The 16,559-nt window shown below is 39.1% G+C and carries 14 protein-coding genes; 12 read left to right on the top strand and 2 right to left on the bottom strand.

Annotated features, from left to right (window positions below):
• Positions 1-150: 150 nt before the first annotated feature.
• Together H5115_RS19270 and H5115_RS19265 are read right to left on the bottom strand one after the other, a co-directional pair.
• On the bottom strand, positions 151-1,632 hold the full coding sequence (locus H5115_RS19270; protein WP_182756853.1) for an FMN-binding glutamate synthase family protein: 1,482 nt from the start codon (positions 1,630-1,632) through the stop codon (positions 151-153).
• Between the two features lie 175 nt (positions 1,633-1,807).
• Positions 1,808-3,586 (bottom strand): DUF885 family protein, encoded by a 1,779-nt coding sequence (locus H5115_RS19265; RefSeq protein ID WP_182756851.1) that lies wholly within the window; start codon positions 3,584-3,586, stop codon positions 1,808-1,810.
• A gap of 334 nt (positions 3,587-3,920) precedes the next feature.
• Here H5115_RS19265 and H5115_RS19260 point away from each other — a divergent pair, with 334 nt between their 5' ends.
• The 12 genes from H5115_RS19260 (at position 3,921) to H5115_RS19205 (ending at position 16,531) form a co-directional block, all read left to right on the top strand.
• Complete coding sequence (locus H5115_RS19260; RefSeq protein WP_182756854.1) at positions 3,921-4,907, top strand: GGDEF domain-containing protein; 987 nt, start codon at positions 3,921-3,923, stop codon at positions 4,905-4,907.
• Between the two features lie 83 nt (positions 4,908-4,990).
• A complete protein-coding gene (gene ubiE / locus H5115_RS19255; RefSeq protein ID WP_024597074.1) occupies positions 4,991-5,746 on the top strand; it encodes a bifunctional demethylmenaquinone methyltransferase/2-methoxy-6-polyprenyl-1,4-benzoquinol methylase UbiE in 756 nt (251 codons plus the stop codon).
• An 11-nt stretch (positions 5,747-5,757) separates the two neighbouring features.
• Complete coding sequence (locus H5115_RS19250) at positions 5,758-6,441, top strand: SCP2 domain-containing protein (RefSeq protein ID WP_182738484.1); 684 nt, start codon at positions 5,758-5,760, stop codon at positions 6,439-6,441.
• A gap of 9 nt (positions 6,442-6,450) precedes the next feature.
• Positions 6,451-8,052 (top strand): ubiquinone biosynthesis regulatory protein kinase UbiB, encoded by a 1,602-nt coding sequence (gene ubiB, locus H5115_RS19245; RefSeq protein ID WP_182756848.1) that lies wholly within the window; start codon positions 6,451-6,453, stop codon positions 8,050-8,052.
• Between the two features lie 80 nt (positions 8,053-8,132).
• Entirely contained in the window at positions 8,133-8,381 is a 249-nt protein-coding gene (tatA, locus tag H5115_RS19240) for a Sec-independent protein translocase subunit TatA (protein WP_004334954.1), read from the top strand.
• A 5-nt stretch (positions 8,382-8,386) separates the two neighbouring features.
• On the top strand, positions 8,387-8,719 hold the full coding sequence (gene tatB / locus H5115_RS19235) for a Sec-independent protein translocase protein TatB (protein WP_004334956.1): 333 nt from the start codon (positions 8,387-8,389) through the stop codon (positions 8,717-8,719).
• Between the two features lie 48 nt (positions 8,720-8,767).
• Positions 8,768-9,508, top strand: a complete 741-nt coding sequence (gene tatC / locus H5115_RS19230; protein WP_024604418.1) for a twin-arginine translocase subunit TatC — start codon at positions 8,768-8,770, stop codon at positions 9,506-9,508.
• Position 9,509: 1 nt separating this feature from the next.
• The gene (locus H5115_RS19225; RefSeq protein WP_024604419.1) at positions 9,510-10,016 is read left to right on the top strand and encodes a hypothetical protein; all 507 of its coding nucleotides are present in this window, start codon (positions 9,510-9,512) and stop codon (positions 10,014-10,016) included.
• The gene (locus H5115_RS19220; RefSeq protein ID WP_182756846.1) at positions 10,016-10,801 is read left to right on the top strand and encodes a TatD family hydrolase; all 786 of its coding nucleotides are present in this window, start codon (positions 10,016-10,018) and stop codon (positions 10,799-10,801) included. The genes H5115_RS19225 and H5115_RS19220 overlap by 1 nt, the downstream gene beginning before the upstream one ends.
• Entirely contained in the window at positions 10,801-12,648 is a 1,848-nt protein-coding gene (locus H5115_RS19215) for a diguanylate cyclase (RefSeq protein ID WP_182756845.1), read from the top strand. Before H5115_RS19220 ends, H5115_RS19215 begins: the two co-directional genes overlap by 1 nt.
• A gap of 12 nt (positions 12,649-12,660) precedes the next feature.
• On the top strand, positions 12,661-13,671 hold the full coding sequence (gene hemB, locus H5115_RS19210) for a porphobilinogen synthase (protein ID WP_024597079.1): 1,011 nt from the start codon (positions 12,661-12,663) through the stop codon (positions 13,669-13,671).
• A 127-nt stretch (positions 13,672-13,798) separates the two neighbouring features.
• Entirely contained in the window at positions 13,799-16,531 is a 2,733-nt protein-coding gene (locus H5115_RS19205) for an ExeM/NucH family extracellular endonuclease (protein ID WP_182756843.1), read from the top strand.
• Positions 16,532-16,559: the final 28 nt, after the last annotated feature.

Genomic DNA, 16,559 nt, shown 5'->3' with positions numbered 1-16,559 from the left:
ACCAAGCGCACAGGGCGTGCATCTGTGAAAGTGTTATGGCAAGGATGGCTTAAGTTACAAGCCATCCTGGAAGGCTACGATTTAGCAAAATCTCTTGAGTCAGACTTGTGATCAAGAGACAGCTATAAGCGCCTTCTAGTTAGTTAAAAGTCACTTGTAGTTTTCATAAATTTTATCAAGCGGCTCTGAAAGCCCACTTTCTTGCACTATACGCACATGCTTACGAGCCAACTCACGTGCACTTGTTACACCGCATGAGTGAGCAATTAAACCGGCTCCGTAATGAATGTATTTATTATAGTTAGCAACGCGCTGCTCCTTATCAGCTACATTAAGGCCTTTTTGTAAATTTTTGTTATGCGTGGTAATACCTGTAGGACAAGTATCTTTATTACATTGCATTGCCTGAATACAGCCCAGTGCAAACATATGACCACGAGCCGATACAACAAAATCAGCACCGAGCGCTAATGCCCATGCAACCTTTGATGGAACGATTAATTTACCCGAAGCAATAATCTTTACGCGCTCTCTAAGGCCGTGCTTTTCAAGCATATTAACGACAAGCGGCAAGCTTTCGCGAAGAGGTAACCCCACTGAATCCATAAGAGGCTGCGGCGCAGCCCCCGTACCACCATCAGCACTATCAATTGTTATAAAATCAGGTGCAGACTCAATGCCACGATGATTTATTTCTGCAAATAACGTTTCTAACCACGTGTAATCACCAATAACGGCTTTAAAGCCTGTTGGTTTTCCTGTGGCATTACGTACAGTGGCTATCATATCGAGAATATCGGCTGGGTTTTTAATTTCAGGGTGTCCATTTGGGCTAATCGAATCTTGCCCTTCTGGAATACCTCTAATTTTCGCTATTTCGGCGTTAACTTTACGCCCTGGGAGCATTCCACCCTTGCCAGGTTTAGCGCCTTGGCTCATTTTTAGTTCGAACATTTTGACTTGCTCATGAGCTGCTATTTCTTTAAGTTTTTCGGTACTTAAGTTTCCATGCTCGTCTCGGGCACCATATTTAGCTGTTCCAATTTGAAATACCAGATCAGCGCCACCTTCAAGGTGGTAAGGGCTTAAGCCCCCTTCGCCTGTGTTCATCCAGCAACCCGCTAATTTAGCACCTTTTGATAAAGCGCGCACAGCAGGCTTTGAAAGCGCACCAAAGCTCATGCCCGACACATTAAATAACGAATTAGTGGTGTAAGGTGTTTTACAGTATGGACCTAAAGTAACATTACTCGGGTCGAGTGCTTCTTCATCTAAAGTAGGAAAAGCACAGTTCATAAACATAACCGTACCCGTCACTTCTAAGCTTTGGGTTGAACCAAATGCAGCGGTGCGATCGACATCTTTTGCTGCGCGGTAAACCCAACTGCGCTCAGCGCGGTTAAATGGCATTTCTTCTCGATCGAGGGCAAAAAAGTATTGTCTGAAAAATTCACCTTGGCGTTCAAAAAAATATCGAAAGCGGCCAATTACTGGGTAGTTACGCCTAATAGCATGTTTTGTTTGTGTTATATCGCGAAAGTAAAAAATAATAACAGTAAGCACAATTAACCCAAGTGCGATAATAAAAATACTCGCAAATACGTCAATACTAAACATAATGAAATTGCTCATCTAAGGCCCCTTGATGGCTATATTTTTAAATAATATCTATTGCGTAGTATGTGAACATTTTGACGATTGGAGTCGCTAAAATAAACTACACTACTAGCTCTGTGGTATAAAAAAGGTGTTGTGGTCAAAATGACACAACACCTTTGTTTGTTCAAGGTTTATAAGCCCTACAAAGCTAATTTTGCTGCTTACTTAGCTCATTTTTTATATATAAACGTACCTGTGTTTCTAATACTGACAAGGGCACTGAACCATGGCGAAGAACCTGATGATGAAATTCGCGAATATCAAAATTTGGTCCAAGCGCTTGCTCCGCTTCAACACGTAAACGTTTAATAGTTAACTCACCAATTTTGTATGACAGTGCTTGGGCTGGCCAAGATATATAACGATCAGTTTCTGTTTTCACATTATGCAGCGAAAGCGCAGTGTTCTCGCTCATAAAGTTCATAGCTCGCTCGCGGCTCCAGCCATACATGTGCATCCCAGTATCAACAACCAAACGTGCTGCTCGCCACATTTCATAAGTTAAGCGACCAAAACGGCTATATGGGTCTTGATAAAAGCCTGCTTCTAAACCTAAATATTCAGAGTAAAGCCCCCAACCTTCGCCAAATGCCGAAAGGTAAGCATCACGACGATAGCTCGGCAAATTTTCAAGCTCTGCATTAAGTGATATTTGTAAATGATGACCTGGCACTGCTTCGTGCAACGTTAATGCTTCTAAAACATACAAAGGGCGCTTATCTAAAGCGTAAGTATTTACCCAGTAGTATCCAGCTTCATCATCTCGATTAGAGCCAGAATACCGACCTGTTGTGTATTTAGGGGCAAGACTTGCGGGTACCGGTGCCACGCCATAAGGTTTGCGCGGTAAGGTATGAAATAACTTAGGCAGCTGTGCATCCATTTTTTTAGCAATGTAAGATGCTTCTTTCAAAAGTTGCTCAGGTGTTGTTGCGTAAAACTGTGGGTCGGTACGTAAAAAGTGAATAAACTCAGCAAATGAGCCTTTAAAACCAACTTCTTTTATTACAGCTTCCATTTCACCTCGAATGCGAGCAACTTCTTTTAAGCCTAGCTCGTGGATCTCTTTTGGTGTCATGTCGGTAGTGGTGTAATGCTTAGCACGGTTTTTATAAAAAGCTTTGCCATTAGGGGTTTCTGAAATACCAATACTTGTGCGGGCGCCCGGTTGGTATTGCTCAGTAAAAAACGTTAAGTAGCCTTTATATGCTGGTATTACTTTATTTTTTAAAACAACTTTAGCTCGCTGTTGAAGTGCATAAAAGTCACTCTCACTTAAACTGGCAGTGTTAGCTAAAAACGGTTTATAAAATTCTGATTGAGTTACATCGTCAACAATATAAGTACTTATGGAGTCTTCGTATCCTTCTAAAACTGCTTTTGGTTGGGTGAGACCTGTTTCGAGCCCTTTTTTCATCCAATATATATTTTGCTCAAAAAAGCGGGGGATTTGTGCTAAACGTGCAAGGTATGTCTCTAAATCTTGCTCTTTTTTATATTGGGAACTGTTAACGATGTACGACAGACCGGAGTGAAAACCATACTCAGATGTAAGCGGCATGTAATGCGCATTAAACACATATTCGTCAACGCTATTTTGTACCTGAGCACGAATAATACTTAAGTTAATTTGATTTTCGTCACTAAGCCTAGTTGCATCTACGGCATCTAAGTCTGCTAATAATTGAGTATTACTTTTGTACTGCTCTGCTAAAAATTCTGGCGATAAATTGGTAAGTAAATAGCCATCAAGCCCTTTTGAACTGCTATAAGGGTTTATACTTTCTCTATATTGAACAATAGATTGCGCCACTTGAGTAAACTGCTCATTCGCATTGGGTGTGGTTATTTGACATGCACTTAACGAACATAAAGCAGTTATGCCAAGAAGCGTTTGGCGAAGCGTTTTTGGTAAAAAAAGATTCATTATTATTTAACTTGATGATGCAATAGATTGCATAAAACTATCGTAGGCTAAAGAAATAGCAAGTAAATGAGACAAACTAGCATATTGAAATAATGCTACATACGTTAACAGAAGTAAAAACCAGCCAAATTGATGAGAAAAACAGCGATTGGGCTGCTAAAGTAAAATTTAAGTTCCCTAACTATCGTTTTTGCTTTTAAATAGCGCGGATAATGATTACTGTATAAAAAAATAATAAAAAGCTCGGACGCATAACCGCCTCATGGAATGAGATATTTTAAAATTTGCACTTATGCGTACTTAGTTGGTATTTAAAATGATGTTCCATGATTCCATGGCTATTGCACAAGAAAAAATGACTAAAGTGTGTGTGTTTTTAGAGCGCTATGCACTTTCTCCTACGCCGCTCAATTATCAAGTTGTTTATACCTATACTAGCCAAACTAACCTTAAGCTGAACAAAGCCCTAGACCGCGCTATTGCGGTTGAAAACAATATAGACAGCGTTTTAATTGAACAGCTCCATGCTGAATTTTTAAATACCGGTCACACAGAGCAAGTCAACATGATTCAAAATGTTGATGGTGTTATAAGTTCACTTTCTCAAAATTCTCAAGCTACTGAAAAACAGATAATTCGTTTTGCGGGTCAGGTGAGCGAATGCGTACATTCACTAAATGAGAACAACATAGAGCAAAGCCGTCAAGCGCTTGAAGTACTTCATAATCAAACCGCTGAATTACTAAATCAACACAAGCAATTTAAGCAAGAACTAAGTAAAGCCAAACAACTACACGAAAAAACAAAAAAGCAGCTAAATCAACTTCGTAAACAACATATTATTGATAGCCAAACAGGGCTTTATAAACGCCATTATTTAACGCAACAAACTCAAGTATGGACTAATCAAAAAAAGTCTATTTGCGCCATTGCGATTCAAATAGATAACCTTGATCACTTTACTGAAAATTACGGTGATATTATTGGTGAAGTTATTTTGAATAAAGTAGCTAAACAAGTGCAAAAATATGTTTTTCAAAGTGGCTTGCCTGGCCGCACAGCTAAAGATCAATTTACTGTTTTACTCGCCGATATAGACCCAGAAACAGCCAATGTTATAGCTGAAAAAGTCCGAAATGGAGTCGAAAAGCTTCGCTTTGTTAGTTCAAAAACAGGGATTAAGTTACCTAGTATTGGCTTATCTCTAGGAATTGCTCAACATCTACAAGAAGATGATTTTAACCAGTTAGCTAAAAAAGCGTCTCATGCGGCTTTTAAAGCGCGGTCATTAGGGCAAAGTAGCTACACTGCAGGGCAATAAATTACCTGATAAATCATATTCAAATTGCACCTACTGCGTACAATAAAGTACACTAACCTCTATTGTCACGATAGAGATTAGTCATGAACGAAACCGAACAAAAGACCACGCATTTTGGTTATAAAACAGTAGCCGAGGGCGACAAAGCTTCTATGGTTGCTGATGTATTTCACTCAGTAGCTGCAAAATACGATGTAATGAATGATTTAATGTCTTTTGGTGTGCATCGTTTATGGAAACGTCAAACTATTGCAAGCTCAGGTGTTCGTAAAGGCCATCATGTACTCGATTTAGCCGGCGGCACTGGCGACTTGACGGCAAAATTTAGCCAATTAGTTGGCGAGACCGGTCAAGTTGTTTTGGGCGATATAAATTCATCTATGCTTAAGGTTGGTCGTGAAAAACTACATAATCTTGGCTTAGTAGGCAATATTGACTACGTACAAATGAATGCAGAAATGCTGCCATTTCCAGATAATAGCTTTGATGTGATCACTATTGCCTTTGGCTTACGTAACGTTACCGATAAAGACAAAGCATTACGCTCTATGTACCGTATTTTAAAGCCAGGTGGTAGATTACTTGTTTTAGAGTTTTCAAAACCAGAGCATGACGTACTTAGTAAAGCTTACGATTTTTACTCATTTAATTTATTGCCAACAATGGGCAAGCTAGTTGCTAACGACAGTGAATCGTACAAGTATTTAGCTGAGTCTATTCGTATGCATCCAGATCAAGACACATTAAAAGCGATGATGGAAGATGCAGGCTTTGAACAAACAACATACCAAAACCTCACAGGCGGAATTGTTGCACTGCATCGTGGTTTTAAATATTAAGGCTAGCAGTTATGGCGCTTGAAAAAATAACAAAAAACAATAAAGGTGCAATGTCATCTGAGTTTTTTATGTTACCTAATTTTGTACTCTCGCTTATTGAGCGTGTACTAAATCAAGCGCTTAGCCTGGACCCACAATTATCTCAAAAGCTAAACGCCGTTAAACATAAGCGCTTAGTGGTTGAAATAAGAGATTGGCAACAAAGCATCCAACTCGTTTATAGTGCTGATCAATTACACTTATACAGCGCTCAAAGCAATGAAAACGCAGATTGTATGATCAGCGCAGATATAGACACACTTTTAGCGCTCAAAAACCCTGCAATGCTTACCCAATTAATTCGCCAAGATAAGCTCGACTTACAAGGCGATTTAAACATTGCGCAAACTTATAGCAATGCATTTTCAGGTATCGATATTGATTGGCCTGAACAACTTTCTAAATACATTGGCGATGCCCCCGCTCAGCAGTTATACCTGCATTTAAAAGAACTAAAACAAAAGAGCAGCAAAACCAATACTAAAATAAGTACCATGCTTACAAGTTTATGCCAAGATGAGCTCGCAATTACTATTCATCCATTAGAACTTGAGCAATTTAAACAAAAAAATAGAGAACTCAAAGGACAAGTCGCTGCTGTTGAGCAACGCATTAACGCCCTCTTAAACTCTTTTTTACCTTCAAACACCCGCTAAGGATTTTTTGTGTCGACTGCACGTTTGTATAACATCACCAAAACGTTACTTAGCTATGGACTAGACGAGCTAATTCCAAAGCATAAAGTGCCTTGGTTTGGTAAAGTAGCCCGTGGCAGTTTATTTTGGCTGCGTAATCAGCACAAAGAAAAACCAGCAGGGCTACGCTTACGTCTAGCATTGCAAGAGCTGGGTCCTGTTTGGATCAAATTTGGTCAAATGCTCTCTACTCGTCGTGATTTACTCCCTCATGATATCGCTTTAGAGCTTGCGTTTTTGCAAGATCAAGTTCAACCATTTGAAGGCGAACTTGCACAAAAAATAATAGAAAAAGCGCTCGAAATTAACGATATAAGTGAATTGTTTAGTGAGTTTTCACAAACTCCACTAGCTTCTGCATCTATAGCGCAAGTACATACAGCAAAACTTATTGATGAGCAGAGTATTGAGCAAGATGTCGTAATTAAGGTTATTAGACCCAATATTTATGAGCAAATTAATGCCGATTTAGCGCTAATGGAAAAGCTCGCAAAGGTACTTGCAAAAGTACATAACGAATCAAAACGCCTGCGCCCGGTTGAAGTAGTTAAAGAATATAAAAAAACACTCCTAGACGAGCTCGACTTAATGCGAGAAGGTGCCAACGGCATTCAACTAAAACGCAATTTTGAAGGCTCTGATTCATTATACATCCCTGCAGTTTACAGTGATTACAGCCGTAGTAATGTGCTGGTGATGGAGCGTATTTACGGCATACCCGTCTCTGATACCGTTGCACTTATGGCGCAAAACACTAATATGAAATTACTTGCTGAGCGTGGCGTAGAAGTGTTTTTTACGCAGGTGTTTAGAGACAGCTTTTTTCATGCCGACATGCATCCGGGTAATATTTTCGTCTCTCGAGAGCACCCTGAAAACCCAATGTATATCGGTATTGATTGCGGTATTGTTGGTACGTTAAGCAAAGAAGATAAACGCTATTTAGCTGAAAACTTTATCGCCTTTTTTAATCGTGATTATCGCCAAGTTGCACAACTACACGTTGATTCTGGTTGGGTACCACCAGATACTAGCATTGAAGAATTTGAATTTGCGATTCGCACAGTTTGCGAGCCTATATTTAATAAACCTTTGGCTGAAATTTCATTTGGGCACGTACTCGTAAATCTATTTAATACTGCACGTCGTTTTAACATGCAGGTACAGCCGCAATTAGTATTACTACAAAAAACTTTATTATACGTTGAAGGATTGGGGCGTCAGCTATACCCACAACTCGACTTATGGAAAACAGCTAAGCCCTTTTTAGAAGACTGGGTAAAGCAACAAGTTGGACCGCTATCAGTACTGAAGCAAATGTATGCTAACTTGCCATTTTGGGCTGAAAAAATGCCCGAGTTACCGGATCTAATTTACCAAAATTTAAAGCGTGCACCACACATTCAACCTCAAGAACAAAAGGGTTCTCATAAACCTTTAATATTGAGTTTATTTGGTAGTGCTACAATGATTATGGCAACACTTTGTTATTTACAGCACGATTTAATAGCTGCAAGTCTTGCAATAAGCTTATCGGCTATTAGCTTTATAGCGGCATGGCGCAGCGCATAAACTGGGTGCTATTTGCGCTAGTGAGCGTATAATTAGTATTTAAAATAAACATTTAACCGTTTTATATATTGGAGAAAACCATGGGTTTTGGTGGTATTAGTATTTGGCAATTATTAATTGTTTTAGCGATCATAGTTTTACTTTTTGGCACAAAAAAACTACGCGGTATGGGTGGCGATATTGGGGGCGCTGTAAAGGGCTTCAAAAAAGCAATGTCGGATGATCAAATGAGCGAGAAAGAGAAATCCGAGCAAATTCAACAATCAGAAAAAAACACTGCTGACAACTCAACCGATACTGAAAAAAACAAAGATAACAATAAGGTTTAATTAGTATGGGCATGTGGGAACTTGTTGTTATTTTTATTGTTGGTTTAGTGGTGCTCGGCCCTGAGCGCTTACCTGTTGCGATTAGAACAGTGAGTAAATGGGTTAAAACCGCTAAATCACTTGCCAACTCAGTAAAAGCCGAAGTAAGTGAAGAGCTTCGCATTCATGAGCTGCACGAAAACCTTAAAAAAGCAGAACAGCAAGAATTAAAAGATTTAAGCCCTGAGTTACAAAGCTCACTAACAGAGCTACAAAAAGCGGCTGAATCAGTTACTCACAGCTACAAGAAACAACAATCTGATACATCAAATAACCAACAAATTGATGAGAAAAAGTGAAATTTATTTCTCACTTTGTGGTCAACTTACTACATGGTATAAAAAATAATGGCTGAGGAAGTAAAATCAGGGTTTGTAGCTCATTTAATTGAGTTGCGTGATCGGCTAATAAAAGCGCTATTGAGCATTTTATTATTTTTTATCGCGCTGTTTTATTTTAAAGATGATATTTACGAACTTATAGCTGCACCATTAGTAGTTCATTTACCTAATGGCGCGACCATGATAGCTATAAATGTGAGTGACCCTTTTATAGTCCCTATGATGCTTACTTTTTTTGTTGCGGCTTTATTATCTACTCCATGGATACTTCATCAAATTTGGGGGTTTATAGCTCCTGGCTTGTACCAGAATGAAAAGAAAATGCTAATACCTATACTAATCTCAAGCGTTGTCTTGTTTTATGGGGGTATCGCTTTTTGCTACTTTGCAGTACTACCAATTATATTAGGTTTTTTTACAAGTACAGGTCCCGAAATGATGACTCTAGCACCCGATATCGCTAGCTATCTAGGATTTGTATTAAAATTGTTTTTTGCATTTGGCGTCGCTTTCGAAATTCCTGTGGCTATTATGTTGCTATGCTGGAGTGGCGCAACAACAACAAAAAGCTTAAAAGAAAAGCGCCCTTATATCGTCGTGGGTGTTTTTGTAGTCGCGATGTTTTTAACACCGCCTGATGTATTATCACAAACATTGCTAGCATTTCCGATGCTTCTTCTGTTTGAACTAGGTCTAATTTTAGCAAAGTTTTATACCGCTAAACCACAAAAAGAATCTGAGGAATAAAATGAAAAAACAACTACTCTCACTATTGGTTTTATTAAGCGCACCGACTTTTGCTGCGCAAACAGAGTTTAATACTCAAGCGTTACAGGCATGTAGCTTTATTGAAAACGATTTTAACCGCTTACTTTGTTACGACAATACAATCGCGGGTAAGTCACTAGTTAAGCCATCAGTAACAAAAACACTTACCCCGCCTAAAGAATCTTCTAATGTACCCGTTGCGGCTATAGCGCCAGCAACAACTACTGAAGATTTTGGCTTAGAACATAAAGAAATCACAAAAGATAAAAACGAAAACATCACTGCGCTTGTTTTATCAGTTGACGAGGCACCGTATGGCGAGCTCATTATCAGCCTTGACAACAACCAAGAGTGGCGTCAAATTGGCTCAGACAGCCTTAAATTAAAAGAGTCTGATACAGTTACCATTAGCCGAGGTGTATTTAACTCATTTTTGCTGCATAAAGAAGGGCAAAACCGCTCTATTCGCGTTAAACGTACTAAATAATGTCATATACGTTAATTGATGCTGGAGTTAACTTAACTAATCATCAATTTGATGAGCAGCACCTTGATGTAATTACCCGTGCCAATGAAGCGGGTGTTACAAATATGCTTATTATTGGTTGTGATATTGCAAGCAGTCAGCAATCACTTGAACTTGCAACAAAGCATCTTCAATATTCTACTGCGGGTATCCACCCACATGATGCAAAATCAGCCACTAATGAGCTAGAAGCACAACTAACTGTACTTGCAAATAATAAGCATGTTACTGCTATTGGTGAATGTGGCCTTGATTATAACCGCGACTTTTCCCCTCGCGATGTACAGCGCAGTGTTTTTAGGCGCCAATTAGCACTTGCTGAAAAATTAGATTTACCTGTTTACTTGCATGAACGTGATGCAAGTGATGACATGTTAAGTATTTTAAAAGAGTTTAATATTCGCGGTGTACTCCACTGCTTTACGGGTAACTCAGCAGCTCTAAAGCAATATTTAGATTTAGATCTATATATTGGTATAACGGGTTGGGTATGTGATGAAAGGCGTGGAAAAGATTTACAACAGCTAGTGCCTAGCATTCCTCTAGATCGATTATTAATAGAAACTGATGCACCATTTTTAATTCCACGAACAGTTAAACCAAAACCTAAATCACGTAAAAATGAACCTGCCCTGCTTCCTTATATCTGTCAAACGGTTGCACAACTTTATCAAATAGATGAAGAAGTTGTGGCCCGTAAAACTACAGAAAACTTTCACCGTGTTTTTGGTTTAGAAGATCGTTAATGGCCTATGCAAAGGCACTTTTAAGCCTATTAGTATTCCTTTGCACTTTTTGCTCTTTCGCAAACCCAGTAATAATAAAACACGATTTTAACTCTCAAAACATTAATAACCTGTATTACTCTTTTGAACCAACGTCGCTATTAAGTGCACAACAAAGCAGCCATATACAGTGGCAAAAAAACACAGGAAAACCCCTTAATTTAGGACTAGAGCAGCGCCCTGTATGGATAAAATTTAAGATAAAAAACACACTAAGTTATAATACTGAGCAAATATTGTCACTAAACAATCCTTTGCTAAACGACGTTCAAGTATATCAATTACATAACTCGCAATTACTTTCTTATACTCAAATTGGTGATGCCTACCCCTTATATAAGCGCACAATTAAAAGTGAATCTTTATTAGTTAAACTGCTCAGCCCTGCAAATAGCGAAACGCTTATTATAATGAAAGTGGCGAATAGCTCAGGCTTGCGAGTCCCTTTAACACTGTGGCAACCAGAAGCTTATTTGGCACACAAAGGAAAACTCAATTTACTCTATGGCTTATTGATTGGTTTTATATTTTCTTTGGGTGTGAGTTGCATAGTTTTATATGGTTTTTCACGTAAAGGTTATTTTGTTTATGCTGGGGTTATATCTCTCACATTAGGTAGTGTATTAGCCTACCTTTGTGGTTTTGGCTTAAGGTACGCTCATCCTAATTTGCCTGCATTACAGCAAGTTATGATCCCTATATTACTTACGCTTATCACTTTAATGTTTTTGCCTTTGCAAAAGCAAGTTTGCCATCCAAGGCCCTCACTTCTGCTAACTATTCAAAAAGTTGTAGTTAACGCTTTAGCCATTTCGTTATTATTTATTTGGCTACTTCCAAACAACATAGTTACATTATTTTGTTTAGTCACTACTCCAATCGTTTTAGGCTTTTATATTGTAACTACGTTTATGTGCGTGCGTTTAACGCCTTCTAAACCAAACAAAGCACTATTACTTGTATTGGTTTTTTTCTTGGTGGTAATGCTTTATTTTATTGTTGCAGTAATGGGCCTACACGCCTTTGACAGAAGTACGCTCGCATTTGCATGCTTTTTTGGTTGCACTTTTTGCTTATGCTACAGCGTAATGAAGTTATTTATTTTACAACGCGATGAAGAAGTGATTGCCCAACAAACCTTGATTGCTGAGAACACAGCACAAGATACACTACTTAAAGAGCGCTTAAAATTACAAGAAAAAACTCGCCAAGAACTTGAATCTCAGGTGGACGAACGCACCTTTGAATTACAAGTAACGCTTAGAGAGCTTGAAGAAAAAAACCGCTCACTTGAGTTACTAAATACTGAAGACGCATTGACTGGAATAAAAAACAGACGCTTTTTTGATAAAAAACTGGTAATGGAGCTTCGTCGCTCTCGTCGAGAACAAACGCCGCTTAGCATTGTTATGCTTGATATAGATCGATTTAAAAATATCAACGACACGTACGGCCATATCATTGGCGATCAAGTTATTAAAGCAGTTTCTGACCTTATAAAAGACCATTTAAAACGACCACTCGATGAAGTTGCCCGTTATGGCGGTGAAGAATTTGTTGTGCTATTACCTAATACCCCTAGTGAAGGCGCACAAGACATAGCTGAAAAAATACGAGCTGATATCTCAGTAAGTACAGTAACAGTTGCCAATAATGATATTCAATTTACTATTAGCGCTGGTGTATACACCAGCATTGCTGATGATGTTAGCAACCCTCAAATTTTTACTGAGTGCGCCGACAAAGCACTTTATTACGCAAAGCAGCATGGCCGTAATCAAGTAATCACTTTTCCATTACCACAGTAGGAGCATATTAATATGGCCCAATCAGGATTAGACCTTTTCCCATATACTCGCATGCGCAGAATGCGCCGCAGCGACTTTTCTCGCCGCTTAATGGCTGAAAACCAGCTTAGCGTAAATGATTTAATTTACCCGGTATTTGTACTTGATGGTAAAAATCGCCGCGAGGTAATTGAATCAATGCCTGGTATTGAGCGCCTATCAATTGATTTACTGCTTGTTGAAGCAAAAGAACTCGTTGAACTTGGCGTACCTGCCGTTGCTATTTTTCCAGTAACGCCTGCGGATAAAAAATCATTATTTGCCGAAGAAGCATATAACGATGATGGCTTAGCACAACGCACCGTAAGAGCGTTAAAAGAAGCTTTTCCTGAGTTGGGTGTAATTACTGATGTAGCACTTGACCCTTTCACTACGCATGGCCAAGACGGTATTATTGATGATTCAGGTTATGTTATTAATGATGTCACTACTGAAATTTTAGTTAAACAAGCACTTTCCCATGCAGAAGCTGGTGCTGATGTTGTTGCCCCTTCTGATATGATGGATGGTCGTATTGGCGCTATTCGCGAAGCACTTGAAGCTGATGGGTTTATTCATACTCGAATTATGGCCTACTCAGCTAAATACGCATCTAGCTACTATGGCCCATTTAGAGATGCTGTAGGCTCTGCTGGTAACTTAAAAGGTGCTGATAAAAAAACTTACCAAATGGATCCAGCAAACTCTGATGAAGCAATACGTGAAGTCGCATTAGACTTACAAGAAGGCGCTGATATGGTTATGGTAAAGCCCGGTATGCCTTATTTAGATATTGTACGGCGTGTTAAAGACGAATTTGGTGTACCTACTTTCGCATATCAGGTAAGTGGCGAGTATGCAATGCACAAAGCAGCAATTGATAACGGTTGGTTAAGTGAAGAGGCTACAATAATGGAATCTTTACTTGCATTTAAGCGTGCAGGAGCCGATGGAATATTAACCTACTTTGCTAAGCAAGCCGCAAAATATCTAGCTAAAAAGTAATTTTTTATTAAAAGGCGGTTAAACCGCCTTTTGTTTACATTCATTTACATTTTTGTATTATTTCCGTCATATTTATTCTCTAAACTGGTGTCCCATTTTGGGATTAATACACGGGAATAATAAAAAAATGTTTAAAACAAAAATAACACCACTCGCACTTGTTATAGCAAGTCTCAGTGCACCAGCATCCGCTGATCTAATCATTTCAGAATATATAGAGGGAAGCAGTAATAATAAAGCAATTGAGCTTTATAATAATGCTGATACGGAGCTTTCTCTTGAAGGTTATACTTTAGGACTCTATTCAAATGGTAGCAGTTCGGTTGGCAACTCGATTGATTTAACCGGAACATTGGCCGCCAATACCACCTACATTATTTCAAACCCCAGTGCAGCAGCTGCAATACTTGATATTGCAGATGAAACCAGCACAGTAACCTACTATAACGGTGATGATGCCCTTGTTTTAACTAAAGACGGTGTAATTGTTGATAGTTTTGGTCAAGTTGGTTTTGATCCGGGTTCAGAGTGGTCTGAAGGGGGTGTAACTACGGTTAACAAAACGCTGCGAAGAAAAGATAGCATTACCACAGGCCGAACTGACTCGACAGCCATTTTTGATCCTAGCGAAGAGTGGGAACAGTTTGATATTGACACCTTTGATGGATTAGGTTCACACACAGGAAACGGCGGTACCGCTCCTGTGCCAGACCCTGAGCCAGAACCACTTGAACCACTAGTTTGTGGTGCAGAAAAAACACTAATAAATGCTATTCAAGGTGATGGCTCTGCTAGCCCACTTGTAGGTACATTAGTAGAATTTGAAGGTGTTGTAAGCGCCGATTTTCAAGGTGATGAACAATTAAAAGGCTTTTTTGTTAACTCGCTGGCTGCTGATATAGATGCAAATCCACTTACCTCTGAAGGTGTATTTGTATATTTTGCAGATACTGACGTGAATGTAGGCGACCATGTACGTGTACAAGGTACTGTTGAAGAATATTTTGATGCAACACAAATTGGCAGTGTTAGCCAAGTTGCGGTGTGTGGCACTGGTTTAGCTGCAGCAGCTACAAAAATCACTTTACCTTTAGCTAATACAACTGATTTAGAAGCTTTTGAAGGTATGTTAGTCACATTAGAGCAACCATTAGTAGTGACTAATAACTTTGGTCTTGGTCGATATGGTGAAGTTGAATTAGCAACAGAGCGCTTGTACCAAGGTACTCAGGTTGCGTTACCTGGCGATGCTGCTAATGCAGTTGAAACTGAAAATCTACTTAAAAAGATTTTAATAGATGATGGCTCTACAGTACAAAACTTAGACCCTACAGCTTATCCAACTCCAGGCTTATCGGCAGAAAATACATTACGAACTGGCGATACTGTTAATACTGTTACAGGGGCACTTGCTTATAGCTTCGGTCTTTACCGAATTCACCCAACTTTAGCGCCTTCGTTTATTGCAACAAATCCACGTGAAGATGCGCCTGAACTTAATGCTGAAGCAGATTTACGTGTAGCTAGCTTTAACGTACTTAATTACTTCAATGGTGATGGCCAAGGCGGAGGGTTCCCTACATCTCGAGGTGCAGATACTGAAGCTGAATTTATTCGTCAAGAAGCTAAAATTGTAAGTGCTATTAGCGCTATTGAAGCCGATGTTGTTGGTTTAATGGAAATTGAGAATGATGGCTTTGGCGAATTTAGTGCAATTGCTAGCTTAGTAGATGCATTAAATGATGCAGATAGTGCTAACAACTATGCATTTGTTGACTTTAACGTAGATCAAATTGGTACCGATGCGATTACTACCGCACTTATCTATCGTGCTAACAAAGTAGAAGAAGTAGGCACTGCTGCCATTACAACTGAGGCTCCATTTGATTTTAGTAACCGTGCTCCAATTGCACAGAGCTTTAAATCAATAGAAACTGACGAAGTATTTACTGTTGCTGTGTCACACCTTAAATCTAAAAGCTGTGGTAGTGCTTCTGGAAACAATGCAGATTCAGGTGATGGCCAAGGCTGTTGGAATGAAATACGCACGCAAGGTGCTAATGCATTCGCAGATTGGCTTGATAGCAAACCAACTGGTGTTGATGACGAAGATACTATTTTAGTCGGCGATATGAATGCTTACGCAATGGAAGATCCAATACGTGCATTTGCTGATAAAGGCTACAAAAATGTAGTTGCTGAAATTGATGGTGATACGCTTGGTTATTCTTATAGCTTTTCTGGTCGTGCAGGAAGTTTAGACCATGCAGTAGCAACACAATCATTACTTAGTAAAGTTGTCGCTGCAACAGATTGGCATATCAACGCAGATGAACCTATTTCACTTGATTACAATGTAGAGTTTAAAAGCGAAGGTCAACAATCTAGCTTGTACTCTGAAAGTGCATACCGCGCATCAGACCATGACCCTGTGATCATTGATATTAAATCTGAAATTACTTTAACGCCTGAAGAGCAAACACCTGTAATTGCAGCCGATCAAGTTTTTGCAATCGATGAAAACAGCGCAATTGGCACAATTATCGGCACGCTCGATTTTAGTGATCCAAATGCCGATGAATCACCTGTTGTTAAATTTATTACATCTGATAATGACAGCGTTTCTATTAACAATGAGGGGCAGTTAATTGTTGCTGGAGAGATTGATTACGAATTCGAAAATCGTATTACTTTAACAGTACAAGCTCAAGATAGTGCTGGTAACTTATCAAACATTGAAAAAGTAGCCGTTAAGGTAAATAACTTACGCTCAGATGATGATAATGATGCAGGTTCATTATTATGGTTATCACTTCTTTTAGCGCCACTATCAATAGTGCGTCGATTTAAAAAGAAATAATTAAGTAAAATCTAAACATATAAAAAGC

Source organism: Pseudoalteromonas sp. SR44-2, from assembly GCF_014163745.1.
GTDB classification, from domain to species: domain Bacteria; phylum Pseudomonadota; class Gammaproteobacteria; order Enterobacterales; family Alteromonadaceae; genus Pseudoalteromonas; species Pseudoalteromonas distincta.
Note: the sequence above shows the minus strand (reverse complement) of the source record. Positions and strands in the feature narration are given on the sequence as shown.